Source organism: Candidatus Dependentiae bacterium (genome assembly GCA_026389015.1).
Classification (GTDB): domain Bacteria; phylum Babelota; class Babeliae; order Babelales; family Vermiphilaceae; genus JAPLIR01.
In genome coordinates this window covers 17,665-31,082 of the sequence record JAPLIR010000007.1, presented here as the reverse complement: position 1 = coordinate 31,082, position 13,418 = coordinate 17,665, and the positions used below count along the sequence as shown (strand labels likewise).

Sequence of the window (13,418 nt, the reverse complement as noted above, 5' to 3'; positions counted from 1 at the left end):
TATTAAAGAAGTAATGTGTCATACCATGGAAGTAGTTGCTAAACTAGAAAGTAACACTCACTTTGAAGCATGGCAATTCCTAACGCCTCAAGAACAACTTGATGTTATGGAGACATACGCAAAACAAGGTGAACAACTCGTGCAATCTATGGATCAGCTTGTCACTAATGTAGGCAATGCAACCTCAGTGCAAGTAGTCGAAAAAGGCGTAGAAATTATTCTTGATTGCGCAACAGCTCGAGTAGTTGGAAAGCTTGCTACGGGCGCGACTAGCCTTGCAGCAAAGCGGCTTGTGCCATTGCTAAAGGAAGCTGAAGTAATACATGAAACCGAAAAATTTGCCGCCCTAGAAGGCAGGTTAGTAAAAGCTGGTGAAAAGGTAGCAGCTGCCACTGAAAAAAGCATTGCATAATAATACCCATACACTATGGCCAGTATGAACATAGAAATTATTCCTATAAAAACAAAATATTCCACATTAGAGAAATAAGAAATAAGGTCAAAAACTTTAACTATGAATTCGTTTATCACAAACAAACACAGTATCATCAGTAATAAAAGGTAATTTTTTTTCATTGATAATCACATTACTTAGAAATCATTGTTGTTATATCGAAAGCAACTTCAATTGCATACCGACCTATATAATACTTAACCATAGTATATAAGTTTAAGCATTTTGTCATTACCCATCCTATAAAACATAGACCCAAGCCATAACCAAAGTCATTATCTTATTCATACTTATCTTCGGTACTATTTATAAAATGTTTGTTAAATATTTTTCATCAAATTCAGCGAATAAGTTAACGATCATTGAAGCAGTTCTAGCCCACCCGCAGCGCTGCCTTAATAGCCAATGCATTCCTGTAGAGCTTTCGTTGAGCCTCATATTTATCCCTGATTACCCACGTAACACAAGCAAAACAAGTGACAGATGCTATTACAACTTCCAAAAACGATGAAACAACTTTCAGTCGCTACAGAACTTTCAAAACAAGCGGGCGATATGACCTTATAAAGAATTGAAAAACCGGGCAACTAATAAAACTTAAGAAGCAACGCTGGAATTAAATGTGAAATCCCAAGAACATATAATATTTTAAGAAAAAAACTAATGTAATTAGTATTAAAAATATAAACTGCTGCTACTGTTAAATTAACTAAAGCTGCCATAGATTTTGAAAGATTATCATTTTTACCAGCAAGTTCAATAACCTCATTCATATCTTGATTACTTGGAATAGCATGTAATCCTATAGAAAAACCTAACCATTCTAAAATAGAATACGCAGTGCTATGCGAATGACCTATAAAATCAGTTTCTAATAACCCCACGATACTACGTGGAAATAAAAGTAACATACACACAACAGAATTTATCAGCAATGGCCCAATGGCGATAAGATAAGATTTTTTTACGTCATTTGCAGATGCATGAATAACACAGCCGGCTGTTTTATCACCAGGTCTAAAAAAATGCACAACGTAAACTGGAACATTCCCTATATCACAAAAAAATTTATGTGCCATCTCATGTAAAATAACACCGGGAAAAGTAAATAGAGCTATTACCTCACCGGGCATAAATATAAACATACTTCACCGCCTAGTAGAAGTTCCAATAAAATTATCTTTAAACTCCGATTGATATTGCTTTGGAACATAAGACAATACCTCAGAAAATTCCGACTTAGAATATTTTAAACCGACGAGTGATAGCATTCCATCAAAAAAGATATCATGACTATTTTCCACTTTACTCATAATAAAAAGCGATTCAGCAATTCTCATTTTTGCCTTTTTGCATTCTGGATAACACTCAAGCACGCCAGAATATATCTCAATTGATTTTAATAGCTCATTTCCGCCTTTGATAAAGGCATCTTCAGCAGCTTTTATCTCTTTGCCAATTTTATAGTGTTGATGAAATTCAATCAATAAAAATTGGCAAAAAATCACTATAAAAAAGCTTCCCAATAGGAACATAAAAAGCATTACCCACTTGGGATAGCTATGCCTCGGGATAGGTGTAATTTGTTCGTTATTCATATCATCACTTTAATTTTAAAAATTACACAATAAAATCTACTTTACAATCATAAGATAGCTGCTCAATTTTACCTTATATTTTTTTCTCAGTCTAAATTTGATGGTACCATTTATCTTTTTTGATACGTCTTACAAAATATTGTTTAAATATTTCTCATCAAATTAAGCAAGTGCGCTATCGAATCTCACTTCAGTTTTTACTATCCATACTAATGAGCTTTTTTCGCACTTAAAAACTTCAAAAGCAAGCCACCTACACCTACGGCAGCAACGGCAACCGTAGCTCCTACATTGAAGAGTGACCGTGAATAGGATGGCTGAACATCACCACCTTGAGTTTTTATTTGTCGCAAAAACTCATGTTCACGACTTAGCCCATAGCTTTTCAATCCCTCATCATCTATAGTGCGATTATCTTTTGGACCCACTACATAATCAGTAATAATATTTATTGGATCTTTAGGTATATTTGTATGTTTCAAACAAGTCATAGGGACATTCTTAACTAAAAAGTTTCCAGCATAATTTTTATAAACTTGGATAGCTTGAAGAATCTTGACATCATTATTCTTCTGGGCAATATTTTCTGCCGCATCTCCATCGTCATTCGTAAGATCCAATCGTGCTCCAGCATTAAGAAGAGTCTTAACTTCTAATGGATCTTTATTTTTATCACCAGGATAGCGATTGCATGCATAATGGAGCGCTGTCCATCTCAATGAACGTTGTTCATTAACATGCGCCTTGGCTTTAAGCAATAGCTCTAATATCTGAATGCTGTCACCTATTTGATGACTTGCTGCATGCATAAGAGCCGTTCTGCCAGAATCATCTTGAAGATCAACCGTTGCCTTTTCTTCTAAGAGAACTTTTACTGCATCCTCACGATTATAGCGGGCAGCATGAATAAGGGGTGTCCAACCATGCTCATCTCGGTCATTAATATCAGCTTTTCGATGTAATAATGTTTTAATACAGTCATCATGACCTCGTGAAGCAGCCTCTTTTAAAGCTTTATTATTATCATTGCGCGAAAAATATTTCAGTGCTAATCGTAGAGAGACAAGTCCAGCGCCAAGACTGCCTATACCGTAATTTTTGGTGTTATAGCCATGCTTTATTAAGTACATGCCACCAATCAATCCTGATGCTCCTACTGCAGAAGAAACCCTATTTATGGTTGGTTTACATGTAGAGCAAACGCCGGCACCACGAGTAGCATAGTCGTATATAAGAGCTGGTATTGTCACTAGGCCAAGCACCTTTCCCAATAAATAAGGGTCAGGTTTAGTATCTACAGGGCGTATATTAACTGGCGCTAACAAGGTAGCAATTAACAATGGAAATAGTATATTTTTTTTCATGCTTATGATCACGCTTTTCTATGACGCTTATTAAGAATCTCTTCTATTTCTTCAGGATCAAGATCAAAAAAAGCTCCATTTTTTACAGCAAAAATAGATTCATTTTTTACCTTCAAAGAAGGTTCTTCTTTGAGTTTTTTCATAGTCACTAAGCCAACCATTGGTGCAACAAGAGTAGCTGTCATCATTAATAATTCGCCACCACTATATCGATTCTTATTGAATTCAGCAGCTAGAATACCATTTGCAATAGTTTGAAATGCCAAAGAAACAATACAAGCACCCATTTCGTGATGCCCAATATCATAAATTTTTTTGGCTAACACGCCCGTTGCTATTCCCGTCGCCATACCAGTAGCAATACCAATACCGAATTCAGCAAGTTCATCATTACGACTATAACTCAAATGAGGTGTTAAAAAAATTAAAGATGGAATAACTAGAATTTTTATAACTTTATGCATATTTTTTACCCTGTAAGTCTTGTGTTTTTTTACCCAATCGAGCTTTTTCTAACTGTTCGAGATGTTGCATTATTTCTATGCTCACCACAGAGCTCACTAAGCTTGCTGTAACCCATGTAGTACCCATTATTTTTGAATCAGCGGTATCAGTAATTTCAGAAAGAACACCATTTGTTAGATATTGCAGAAGTAATGGCATGGCCCATGCAGCAATTTTGTGATGAACAACATCATCAATCTGCTTTGATAATATTCCCGATACAATACCCGTTGAAATACCGATAGCAATACCAGTTACTAATCCTTTAGTAAAGTTCTCTGGCGATGAACCCATGCCATAACCATCGCGAGTAGTACCTAATACCGTCAAAACTAATACCATAATTTTAACGTTCTTATTCATAGTGTCCTTTGTGCGAGTTACAGAATGTTTTTTACATATTTTTCATCAAATTCAGCAATCGTGCTATCCGGTATGTAATCAGTTTTAGAACCTGACTGCAATAATAGTCGCACGATATCTTGATAGTTTTTACCCAGGGCTATGGTCAAAGCTGTATCTCGATATTTGTTTTCACTATCCATACCAGCGCCTAATCTAATTAATGCCTTGACCGCTTCTGTATGATTATAAAGCGCAGCAAACATAAGAGCCGTCCATCCATCAAATGTTTTTGCATTAACATCTGCTCCCATTTTTACTGAAGCCTCAAGCAGTTCTACATCACCCCTGCACGCAATGGCCATCAAACTCGTTGATCCATCATCGCACACAAAATTCACATCGATGCCAATCGACAATAGTGGCGCTTTAGTATCAAGCCATTCATCAACGGTGAGTGCTTCTAGTGATACCCATGAACATATCATGGTGCATAACAATAGTTTATACGCATATTTTTTTAAGAAAATCATTATAAGCAACCTTTTTTTTAATTGTAGTACATAGAATAGGCCATAAAACCTAACATGCCTGCATACATAGTCACAATCGCATATTTTTTTAGACTCGCTATTCTCTCAGCATATTTTTTACATGCAGCAGCATGCACTGTATATTCTTGCTCATCAGTACATTGTTGGTCGCAGACCGAACATATGAGCATTTTTTTGTATAATTGACCGCAATATGAAGCGACATCCGGAGCATGGTTAAAAATAGTTTTTTCTTGGGTGTACTGGTTAAAATATTTGCCCGCTTCAGGCATAATAACCTCTTTATAACCAAGCTTTTTTAAGATAGGTAAAATGCGCTTTATATGAGCACCTCCGGCGCATGTAAAAATCAACTTTTCCTGCTTGTTTTTCCACAGATCAACAACAATACGAATATCAAGCAACTCAGTATCATACAATGTATCAATCGTAACGCCATCTTGCAGCAATGCATAAATTGACTTCGAAGAACCTTCAAAACGCTTGATATAAGGCTCAACACAACGATCAATACCAGCCAATATACCAGCACACCACTTGGCTATAAGATCACACTTTTGACTCGTCTCCTGTTTTTTTAACGCGGCAAGTTCATGCTTACATAATTCTCGTGCAGCTTTAAATTCTTGAGCAGCCTCATGCGCGCTTAACACATAATCATCTTCTTTCCCCTCTGAATGGATATGCACATGTCGACATTCAGCATTAAAAGAGCGAATCCCTCGTTGCTCACAATCAAAAATAATGTTCGGTAGAAAAAAACCATTAAAAAGTCTTGGTGATTCGGACGAGATTAAACTTGAAGCAGAATCAACATTACTCATAATATAATCTATTGTGTTAGCCTGCTTTTTCAAAATACGCATGAGGGGATTATTTGCGCCTCTGTATGTGTAATAGTCTTCCGTAATGACATAGGGTTTCAATCTTCTGGCAAAACGCATAAAATCATGATGCTGTTTAAATCCCTTTTCATGGTCTACATGCCAATCAAGAAAAAAACAACAGTAGCCGCCTGTTGGACTTTTAAGCGTTAGAATTTGACCAACGGTAGCCTGCAACCCAGACATTAAAACGAGCGCTACAGCAAAAAATAATGATTTAATAAAATTCATGAAAAATTTAACCTTTTTTAGCTAGTATGTTCAATCGAACTATGGTTTAAAAGATCTTTAATAGCCAATGCATTCTTGTAGAGCTTTTGTTGAGCCTCATACTTATCTCTGGTTGCCCATGTAACACACGCAGCCAAAAAGAAGAACGAAGGCAACGATAAAGGGACATCAAGGTTTAATGCATAATTAAGACGATATAAAGCACTCAGCTTATCTATGCCGCCATATAAGACACCGACTGAAGCAAGCAGCATGCCAACTTGATAACGGGTTTTAACCCCTGGGGTAAAAATAAAAGCCGGCAAGCCCTTTTCGCTCACAATCAACTGCTCTCTACGCAAAGTGATTGTTTCATCAACCAAATCTGCATAACAAGCGTAGTCAGGATCAACCAATGTCTCTTGTTGAAGACATAAGGTTACTTTTTCAAGATCGCTTTCTTGAATGGCCAAAGAGAGATCGTCAGCGCGCACGACGTTAAGCGAACAAAGCACAAGAAGCATTATAAACTTTTTCATCAGACAAGATTCCTAATGGTATTAATTGATATTTTTATTTATTACTTATTCGTAGCGCTTTATGACTAAAAAACAGTATAACAAGCCCTCTGATTTGAGCAAAAAAATACAAAAATTAATCAAATCAAGGGGGCATTTTACAAGCTCCCCGCTTCTGCTACTCTAGAATAGAGGTAAGAAGTCCATTGAGGGCACTATTGTATACTATTAATGGAGAAGTTATGAAAACTACGATCCCATCAAAGAAATCATCACAAAAACGCTCAATCGCGACAGCATTTTTATGCTTAGGGTTAATACTCAGTCCAGCCATCACAAGCCCTATGAGCTACCTCAGATCAATGGCATCTGGCCTGGGCACATCATTGCGTAATAATAAAGTCGCAACGCTCGTAGCAACCAGCTCAGCATTGGGCTTCATGTATAACTACCAGGTTGCACAAGCATACATGCCTCTCACATGGGATTGGAGCACACTTGATTACCAAACACCTCAAACCTTTCCTGAAGGCTTTTTATGGGGCACAGCAACCTCAGCCCATCAAGTAGAGGGTAACTGCACCAATAATACCTGGTCTGCCTGGGAAAAAGCCACGGACGAAACAGGAAAAAGCAGAGTAGAAAGCCCATCGGGCGAAGCGTGCGACCACTGGAATCTCTACAAATCTGACATCCAAGCAATGAAAAAGCTTGGCGTTAACTCATACCGCTTTTCAATAGAATGGAGCAAGGTTGAACCTCAAGAAGGCACCTTCGATGAAACCGCGTTGCAACATTATGAAGATGTATGCCAAGAGTTAATAAATAACGGCATACAACCCTGCATAACCTTGCACCATTACACTGATCCGTTATGGTTTATGGACAAGTACGGCTTTGAAAAAAGCGAAAATATTGCGTGCTACGTGCACTATACTACAGCGGTGATTAAACGCTTACATAAATTTAATCCATTATGGTTTACCTTCAATTCACCCGATGGCTACGCAGCGCAAGGTTATTTAACCTGCACCAAACCTGCTGGTAGACTGGTGCCAAAAAAAGATATGCAATTATGCGCTGAGGTGTATAAAAATCTTCTTGAAGCGCATGTGCAAACGTATCATGCCATTAAAAATGAGCCGAAATACAAAACAGCACGCATCGGCATACTCAAAAACATGTTACAACTTGATCCGCACAATCCTTACAATCCATTGGATAGATTAGCCTGCTCCATGGGTAAAAAAATCGTTGATACCTGCTTTTTTGATTACTTCACCAAAGGTAACTTCAAGGTCTACATCCCCTTTAAAGCCGACATGAATCATACCAACGCGCAAGCCATTGGCGCTTTAGATTTTGTGGGTGTCAATTACTACTCACACGGATGCATGAAGAACTTTAAGGTTGTCAGATTTGAAGGCGAAGAGACAACCAATAATGAACGGTACACCATCTACGCAGAAGGCCTCTACCGTGCCATTAAGGAGATGTCAGACTGTGTGGCAAAACCACTCGGCATCCCTCTGTATGTCACGGAAAATGGCATCGCTACTACTGACGAAAATCAACGTGACCGATTCTTTAAAAAATATCTTTTTGCTTTATCGAAAGCAATAAAGGACGGTTACAACGTCAAGGGATATATGTACTGGTCACTGCTGGACAACTATGAATGGGGATGTTACAAGAAAAAATATGGCATTTATCACGTAGATTTTGACACGCAAGAACGCACGTTAAAACCAGGAAGCCAGTTTTATCTTGATACTATTGCAAAAAATACAACATCATCAAACGATGAATCAAAAAATGATTAAAAAACCTACTCAGAAATGTTTGGTGTGGTTGGCGGCTATACTGCTTACCACACTACCTGACACATCCCATGCTAATGTGCCTGATGCAGGCACATTAGTCAGTACCATTACCGCTGCATGCAAACAGCATCCGGCACTTACCACACTTGCCGTTGCAACGGCAGCATATGGCATTTCCTATGCGACCACGCAAATTATGTCGCACAACAAACAGATCCAAGTCGAGTTGGTCAATTACAGTGCACCACAATCTACCGCAACTACTGCACAAGGAAATTACTTATTAGTACACGGACTTGCCGAATCGCACAAACAAGCATTGTGGTATATAAAAAAACCTTCCAATCGCCCTTTTATCATTGACGGGCAGTTGTTTACCTATGATTTTCCTGATGTCACACAACATTTTTGGCGCGTAAACTTTACCCAAACGGGCCTTGGACAACACCATGAAGTAATGGGCCTTAAAAGCGCCTATGAGCAAACCATTGCTACACTCAACGAGCAGGGTGCATCAAATAAAGATGTCATTCTTGTTGGCATGTCGCGCGGGGCTACGACTATCTTAAATTTTATGGGACTTCATAAACCCGAAAACGTCAAAGCTCTTGTGGTTGAATCACCTTTTGATGCAACGCATTCTATAGCAAAAAATATGCTCAAAAAAATGCATTTAGATGGTGTGCCCGGCATGCAAACAATTGCGCATTGGATTATGAGTGCCGTATTCTGGCAACATAGCACGAGCGGCATATGCGCCAAAGATATGGTTGAAACAATCGACAAAGAACTACCTATTTTACTCGTCTGTTCTAAGCAAGATAAACTTGTACCTGCAGAAAGCACCACGGCATTGTATCAAGCATTGAAAAAGAGCGGACACACTAAAGTTCATATATATACTGCTGAAACCGGCCGCCATGGCAGAATCTTATATGATTCAGATTGCCACAACTACCAGCACGTGACGCATGCATTCTATAAAAAATATGGATTGCCCCATGACCCAGCATTGGCAACTTTGGGCGCCTCTCTCTTTGACCAGTGCCAGCCTCTATAATTGTAATAATTGCAAAGCACCACCCTCTTTGTTAAGCTGAATGCGTAGTAATTATACTAACTTAGTACTCATGCGTTCTGGATATCTCTATGGCAACTTTACACGATCAAATAACGACAATAACATCTCAATTAATAAAAACTTTTGCGTCAGTAAAAGACCAAAAAGAACTTGAAGATGCGCGTATCGCCTTTTTGGGCCGCAATGGCCATTTAGCCGAGCTCATGAATCAACTAAAAACATTATCGTTAGAAGAAAAAAAGGCAGCTGGCCCAGCACTCAATGCATTAAAACAATTAGCTGAAACTACCTACAACACAACACAAAAAACATTACGTGATGCGATTGTGCATGAGGCCTTAGAAAAACAAAAAGACTTTGATGTTACGGCCTACAAAGCAACAACGCTCCCAGGCCACACGCATATTTACACACAAGTGACCCAAGATTTGGAAAATATCTTTATTTCCATGGGCTACGACATTGCCGATGGTCCGGAAGTAGAAACCGATTACTACAACTTCCAAGCGCTTAATATTCCCTCAGATCATCCAGCGCGCGATATGCACGACACCTTCTGGCTGACCATTCCTGGCATGCTCCTGCGCACACACACATCAACCGTACAAACCCATAGCATGGAACATAAAAGTTTGCCCTTGGCTATTTTTGCCCCCGGCAGAGCGTTCCGTAACGAAGCTACCGATGCATCCCACGACTTCCAATTCACCCAAGGTGAGGGATTAGTGATCGCCAAGGATGTTTCTATCGCTAATCTTTTGGCTACCGCCAAAGCATTCTTGCAAGCATTTTTTGAAAAAGAAGATCTTAATATTCGTGTTCGCCCAGGCTACTTTCCCTTTGTGGAACCAGGCGTAGAAATTGACGCATCATGCCCATTCTGTGGCGGCAAAGGTTGCTCACCCTGCAAGCACACGGGTTGGATTGAATTACTTGGAGCTGGACTTGTCCATCCGAATGTTCTAAGATCCAGTGGTATTGACCCTGAAGTATATTCGGGTTTTGCCTTTGGGTTTGGCATTGAGCGACTGACAATGATAAAATACGGCATTAACGATATTCGCTTATTCCACAGCAGCAAGGTGCATTTCCTCGATCAATTTTAATGATAAAGGATGCTCATGGATATCACGAAAGCAATTATTCCCGCTGCCGGCCTCGGCACGCGATTTATGCCTTTTACTAAATCAGTTCCTAAAGAAATGATCCCTCTGCTGAATAAACCAGCCATACACTATATTATTGAAGAAGGTATTCAATCGTCTATTACCAATTTTACGATTGTCACCAGCAAAGAAAAACAGGCACTCGCCAATTATTTTGACCCTAATATAGAACTAGAAATGCTCTTGAAAGAACGCAATAAAAGTTCTTTGACGACCGAACTTGATAGACTGATTCGCGCTGCTCAATTTAGCTACATTCGTCAACCAGAACCTATGGGACTTGGCCATGCGGTATGGATGGCACGGCACACTATTGGCAAAGAATATTTTGGCATATTTTTACCTGATGATATTATCGTGAGCAAACAACCTGGCCTTGAACAATTGATTAGAATTGCACGCCAAGAAAAAGCAAGCGTCATTGCGGTGCAAGAAGTGCCCATGGACTGCATTTCATCCTACGGCGTCGTTGCAATAAAAAAACAAATTACCCCTAACCTATTTCAAGTCTCTCATCTGGTTGAAAAACCATCACAAAAAGATGCCCCATCCAACTTGGCTATCATTGGCCGCTACGTACTTTCTCATAAAATTTTTGAATCATTAAACGATATCAGCACCTACGCCATGGGAGAATTACAACTCACCGACGGCATTAGCCATATGATGAAGAATAACGAGAAGGTATTTGCCTATAAAATCCAGGGAACCCGTTATGATATTGGCACGCCTATTGGATGGATTAAGGCAGTCATTAGCATGTCGTTGCAACACCCTGAATATGCACCCGCTATTAATAAGTTCTTGAATGAGCGCTCTACCATGGATTCATTCCTATATAATCAGCATAAGAATATTTCTCACACTCTTTAGGAACCAAAGACCCCTTGCCCCCGTTCTAAAACTTTCCCTTATTCACCAGTCCTTTCTAATCCTTGCACTCAAATAATTGCTATTTGAAAATCAATCATGATATTATTATCATTGAAATCATTCAGTTGATAATGATTACCAGGAAACAAAGATAACAATGGGGGACACAATGAACAATAAATTTTCTATCATAAAACTACTCACACTGCGCAGTGTGCTCGCACTAGCGATAGGATTCATATCGTTAGCCGATGCATGCCCAACCTGCGTTGGCCGCGTGCACAAAGCTGCTCCTGCATTCTTTGCAGAAGAAATTCAAGAAGCAGAAGAAGCAAAACAAGAAGATGAAACTGAAAAACTAGAAATCACCCAGGAGGCCGACAATGCGTAATAGCCTCAAATTCTTCTTACTGCTTGCCTTGTATCCAGCGCAACTGGCTGTAGCTGAGGTGGGCTGTATGACCAATCGCGCGCCGAACAAGGGAGGCATAGATTACCATGAGTGGCACCCGGTCGAATGCGACTGTCCTTGCACAAAGCGTCATAAAATATTTGCCAAAATGGGACGATGCTACGAGTGTGATCACTGCAGAGATCCAAAACTTCTCATTATTATAGAAGCCAAGGATATGCCAAAGACACCCATCAAGGTCCCAAAAGCCCCTTACGGCTTACCGATAGGCACTCTAAGTTATAACTACTAAGAATATAGTCTAAATGGGGCCATTTTGGCCCCAAGACTTTCGATCCTGATCTTTAGTCAAAATTTACCTAGCGAGCCCAAGTCGCTCCCTAAAGTCAAATTTTGACCCAAACAGAGGTATCCCGGCATCATTCCCAACCTCATTCCAGGTTAAAAATCACAGAAATCATTACAAATATAAATAAATTGACAATTTCTCCAAAATAGCCATACTTATATTAAATACCTTGAATCATGGGTATTTAAATAAAAGAAGTAAAATAAACCTTTATGGAGGGATTAACTATGAAAAGCTTAAAAAAATTATTACTCGCTATCATCACCGGAGCGTTAATGCTTTCTGGCTTACACCTTGGGGCAATGAGCAAAACTAAAACAAAGAATCACGCAACAAAAACAAATAAAGTGGCTCAAAAAAAGGTAGCTCCTCAGCCAAGTGCTCAACAAAAAAAAGAAGATGCTGTATTGGCAACTGCCCTAGCTGCATCTTTAAAGCTTGAACAAGCACAACAAAAAAATCTGCAAAATCAAGAGAAAGAGGAACTTACCAAAGCACTAGAACAAAGTCGCTTAGAAGCTCTTACTAAATCTGCATCACATAAAAATAATGCAAACTCAAACGCCAGTATGGCGAGCACCGAAGAAGAGTATAAAGCTAAAGCAGAAGCATCTGAATTTCAAGGCCTAGAAGAAGCACTCGAAGCAAGCTTAAAAGAATCTGGCCAAAATCGCATGCATGGAGAAACATTGTGCCAAGGTCTGAATTTCACTAAGCAAATAGAAGTACCCCAGCAAAAAGGCTCTTCATGCGGTTATCATGCAATGTCATACGTACGAGCAATACAAGTATTGCATGCAACACAGCAAGAACTGACAAAAGATACCATCGTAAAAGAAGCTCAAGAAATGGCAGATTTAATACAATTAACCGACATAGGTTACGACCAGATTATTGCCTACAACAACCAATATAAGCTTTTTGATGGCAGCAACGTGTATATCGTCGACTATGACCAAAAAACCAAAAAAGCGGTTTTTCTGTGCGACCTAAACGACAACGGCTTAACGGGAAAAACAAAAGCAAAAGAACTACAAAATCGCCTTGAGGCTATTAAAAACAAACAAGAAGCCTATTTTATATGCAATACCGGTGGACATTGGGTGATGGCGGCCTATGTAGACGGTGAAATTATATATATAGATTCAATGAATCAAGCGTTGAGTTCCGATGGTAAAACACCATTAATCGGCAACATCGCCTATAATATCTTAAGTGAATTAACCGAACTTATTGGTCTTAATAATTAAAAACCATCAGCTTATTTGACTTATAGGGAGACACGA

General features: G+C 39.1%; 16 protein-coding genes. 8 read left to right on the top strand and 8 right to left on the bottom strand.

Annotation, left to right across the window (positions count from 1 at the left end; all coding sequences use genetic code 11):
- Positions 1–412 (top strand): hypothetical protein (locus NTX86_00535; GenBank protein MCX5921805.1); only part of this gene is annotated, 412 nt, incomplete at its 5' end.
- 629 nt (positions 413–1,041) lie between these two features.
- Here NTX86_00535 and NTX86_00530 read toward each other — a convergent pair.
- The 8 genes from NTX86_00530 to NTX86_00495 form a co-directional block, all read right to left on the bottom strand.
- The gene (locus NTX86_00530; protein MCX5921804.1) at positions 1,042–1,599 is read right to left on the bottom strand and encodes a metalloprotease family protein; all 558 of its coding nucleotides are present in this window, start codon (positions 1,597–1,599) and stop codon (positions 1,042–1,044) included.
- A 3-nt stretch (positions 1,600–1,602) separates the two neighbouring features.
- The gene (locus tag NTX86_00525; protein ID MCX5921803.1) at positions 1,603–2,052 is read right to left on the bottom strand and encodes a hypothetical protein; all 450 of its coding nucleotides are present in this window, start codon (positions 2,050–2,052) and stop codon (positions 1,603–1,605) included.
- A 209-nt stretch (positions 2,053–2,261) separates the two neighbouring features.
- Positions 2,262–3,416, bottom strand: coding sequence for an ankyrin repeat domain-containing protein (locus NTX86_00520; GenBank protein MCX5921802.1), 1,155 nt, complete (start codon positions 3,414–3,416; stop codon positions 2,262–2,264).
- An 8-nt stretch (positions 3,417–3,424) separates the two neighbouring features.
- On the bottom strand, positions 3,425–3,880 hold the full coding sequence (locus tag NTX86_00515) for a hypothetical protein (GenBank protein MCX5921801.1): 456 nt from the start codon (positions 3,878–3,880) through the stop codon (positions 3,425–3,427).
- Entirely contained in the window at positions 3,873–4,283 is a 411-nt protein-coding gene (locus NTX86_00510) for a hypothetical protein (protein MCX5921800.1), read from the bottom strand. Before NTX86_00510 ends, NTX86_00515 begins: the two co-directional genes overlap by 8 nt.
- A 17-nt stretch (positions 4,284–4,300) precedes the next feature.
- Positions 4,301–4,795: an ankyrin repeat domain-containing protein gene (locus NTX86_00505; protein ID MCX5921799.1), complete on the bottom strand. Its 495-nt coding sequence runs from the start codon at positions 4,793–4,795 to the stop codon at positions 4,301–4,303.
- 17 nt (positions 4,796–4,812) lie between these two features.
- Positions 4,813–5,931, bottom strand: a complete 1,119-nt coding sequence (locus NTX86_00500; protein MCX5921798.1) for a hypothetical protein — start codon at positions 5,929–5,931, stop codon at positions 4,813–4,815.
- A gap of 17 nt (positions 5,932–5,948) precedes the next feature.
- Entirely contained in the window at positions 5,949–6,449 is a 501-nt protein-coding gene (locus NTX86_00495) for a hypothetical protein (GenBank protein ID MCX5921797.1), read from the bottom strand.
- Positions 6,450–6,670: 221 nt separating this feature from the next.
- On the opposite strand from NTX86_00495, the gene NTX86_00490 reads away from it, so the two are divergent.
- The 7 genes from NTX86_00490 (at position 6,671) to NTX86_00460 (ending at position 13,382) form a co-directional block, all read left to right on the top strand.
- On the top strand, positions 6,671–8,251 hold the full coding sequence (locus tag NTX86_00490; GenBank protein MCX5921796.1) for a family 1 glycosylhydrolase: 1,581 nt from the start codon (positions 6,671–6,673) through the stop codon (positions 8,249–8,251).
- Positions 8,244–9,311: a prolyl oligopeptidase family serine peptidase gene (locus NTX86_00485; protein ID MCX5921795.1), complete on the top strand. Its 1,068-nt coding sequence runs from the start codon at positions 8,244–8,246 to the stop codon at positions 9,309–9,311. The genes NTX86_00490 and NTX86_00485 overlap by 8 nt, the downstream gene beginning before the upstream one ends.
- 89 nt (positions 9,312–9,400) lie before the next feature.
- On the top strand, positions 9,401–10,438 hold the full coding sequence (pheS, locus tag NTX86_00480) for a phenylalanine--tRNA ligase subunit alpha (protein ID MCX5921794.1): 1,038 nt from the start codon (positions 9,401–9,403) through the stop codon (positions 10,436–10,438).
- Between the two features lie 15 nt (positions 10,439–10,453).
- Positions 10,454–11,371 carry a UTP--glucose-1-phosphate uridylyltransferase gene (locus NTX86_00475; protein ID MCX5921793.1) on the top strand — a complete coding sequence of 306 codons (918 nt, stop codon included), beginning with the start codon at positions 10,454–10,456 and terminating at the stop codon, positions 11,369–11,371.
- Positions 11,372–11,540: 169 nt separating this feature from the next.
- Entirely contained in the window at positions 11,541–11,762 is a 222-nt protein-coding gene (locus NTX86_00470) for a hypothetical protein (protein MCX5921792.1), read from the top strand.
- Positions 11,755–12,075 carry a hypothetical protein gene (locus NTX86_00465; GenBank protein ID MCX5921791.1) on the top strand — a complete coding sequence of 107 codons (321 nt, stop codon included), beginning with the start codon at positions 11,755–11,757 and terminating at the stop codon, positions 12,073–12,075. Before NTX86_00470 ends, NTX86_00465 begins: the two co-directional genes overlap by 8 nt.
- A gap of 284 nt (positions 12,076–12,359) precedes the next feature.
- Entirely contained in the window at positions 12,360–13,382 is a 1,023-nt protein-coding gene (locus NTX86_00460) for a hypothetical protein (GenBank protein MCX5921790.1), read from the top strand.
- Positions 13,383–13,418: the final 36 nt, after the last annotated feature.

Excerpts from the sequence above, each read along its gene's own strand:
- NTX86_00530 (MCX5921804.1), bottom strand. The coding sequence starts at position 1,599 with ATGTTTATATTTATGCCCGGTGAGGTAATAGCTCTATTTACTTTTCCC.
- NTX86_00525 (MCX5921803.1), bottom strand. The coding sequence starts at position 2,052 with ATGAATAACGAACAAATTACACCTATCCCGAGGCATAGCTATCCCAAG.
- NTX86_00520 (MCX5921802.1), bottom strand. The coding sequence starts at position 3,416 with ATGAAAAAAAATATACTATTTCCATTGTTAATTGCTACCTTGTTAGCG.
- NTX86_00515 (MCX5921801.1), bottom strand. The coding sequence starts at position 3,880 with ATGCATAAAGTTATAAAAATTCTAGTTATTCCATCTTTAATTTTTTTA.
- NTX86_00510 (MCX5921800.1), bottom strand. The coding sequence starts at position 4,283 with ATGAATAAGAACGTTAAAATTATGGTATTAGTTTTGACGGTATTAGGT.
- NTX86_00505 (MCX5921799.1), bottom strand. The coding sequence starts at position 4,795 with ATGATTTTCTTAAAAAAATATGCGTATAAACTATTGTTATGCACCATG.
- NTX86_00500 (MCX5921798.1), bottom strand. The coding sequence starts at position 5,931 with ATGAATTTTATTAAATCATTATTTTTTGCTGTAGCGCTCGTTTTAATG.
- NTX86_00495 (MCX5921797.1), bottom strand. The coding sequence starts at position 6,449 with ATGAAAAAGTTTATAATGCTTCTTGTGCTTTGTTCGCTTAACGTCGTG.
- NTX86_00490 (MCX5921796.1), top strand. The coding sequence starts at position 6,671 with ATGAAAACTACGATCCCATCAAAGAAATCATCACAAAAACGCTCAATC.
- NTX86_00485 (MCX5921795.1), top strand. The coding sequence starts at position 8,244 with ATGATTAAAAAACCTACTCAGAAATGTTTGGTGTGGTTGGCGGCTATA.
- pheS (MCX5921794.1), top strand. The coding sequence starts at position 9,401 with ATGGCAACTTTACACGATCAAATAACGACAATAACATCTCAATTAATA.
- NTX86_00475 (MCX5921793.1), top strand. The coding sequence starts at position 10,454 with ATGGATATCACGAAAGCAATTATTCCCGCTGCCGGCCTCGGCACGCGA.
- NTX86_00470 (MCX5921792.1), top strand. The coding sequence starts at position 11,541 with ATGAACAATAAATTTTCTATCATAAAACTACTCACACTGCGCAGTGTG.
- NTX86_00465 (MCX5921791.1), top strand. The coding sequence starts at position 11,755 with ATGCGTAATAGCCTCAAATTCTTCTTACTGCTTGCCTTGTATCCAGCG.
- NTX86_00460 (MCX5921790.1), top strand. The coding sequence starts at position 12,360 with ATGAAAAGCTTAAAAAAATTATTACTCGCTATCATCACCGGAGCGTTA.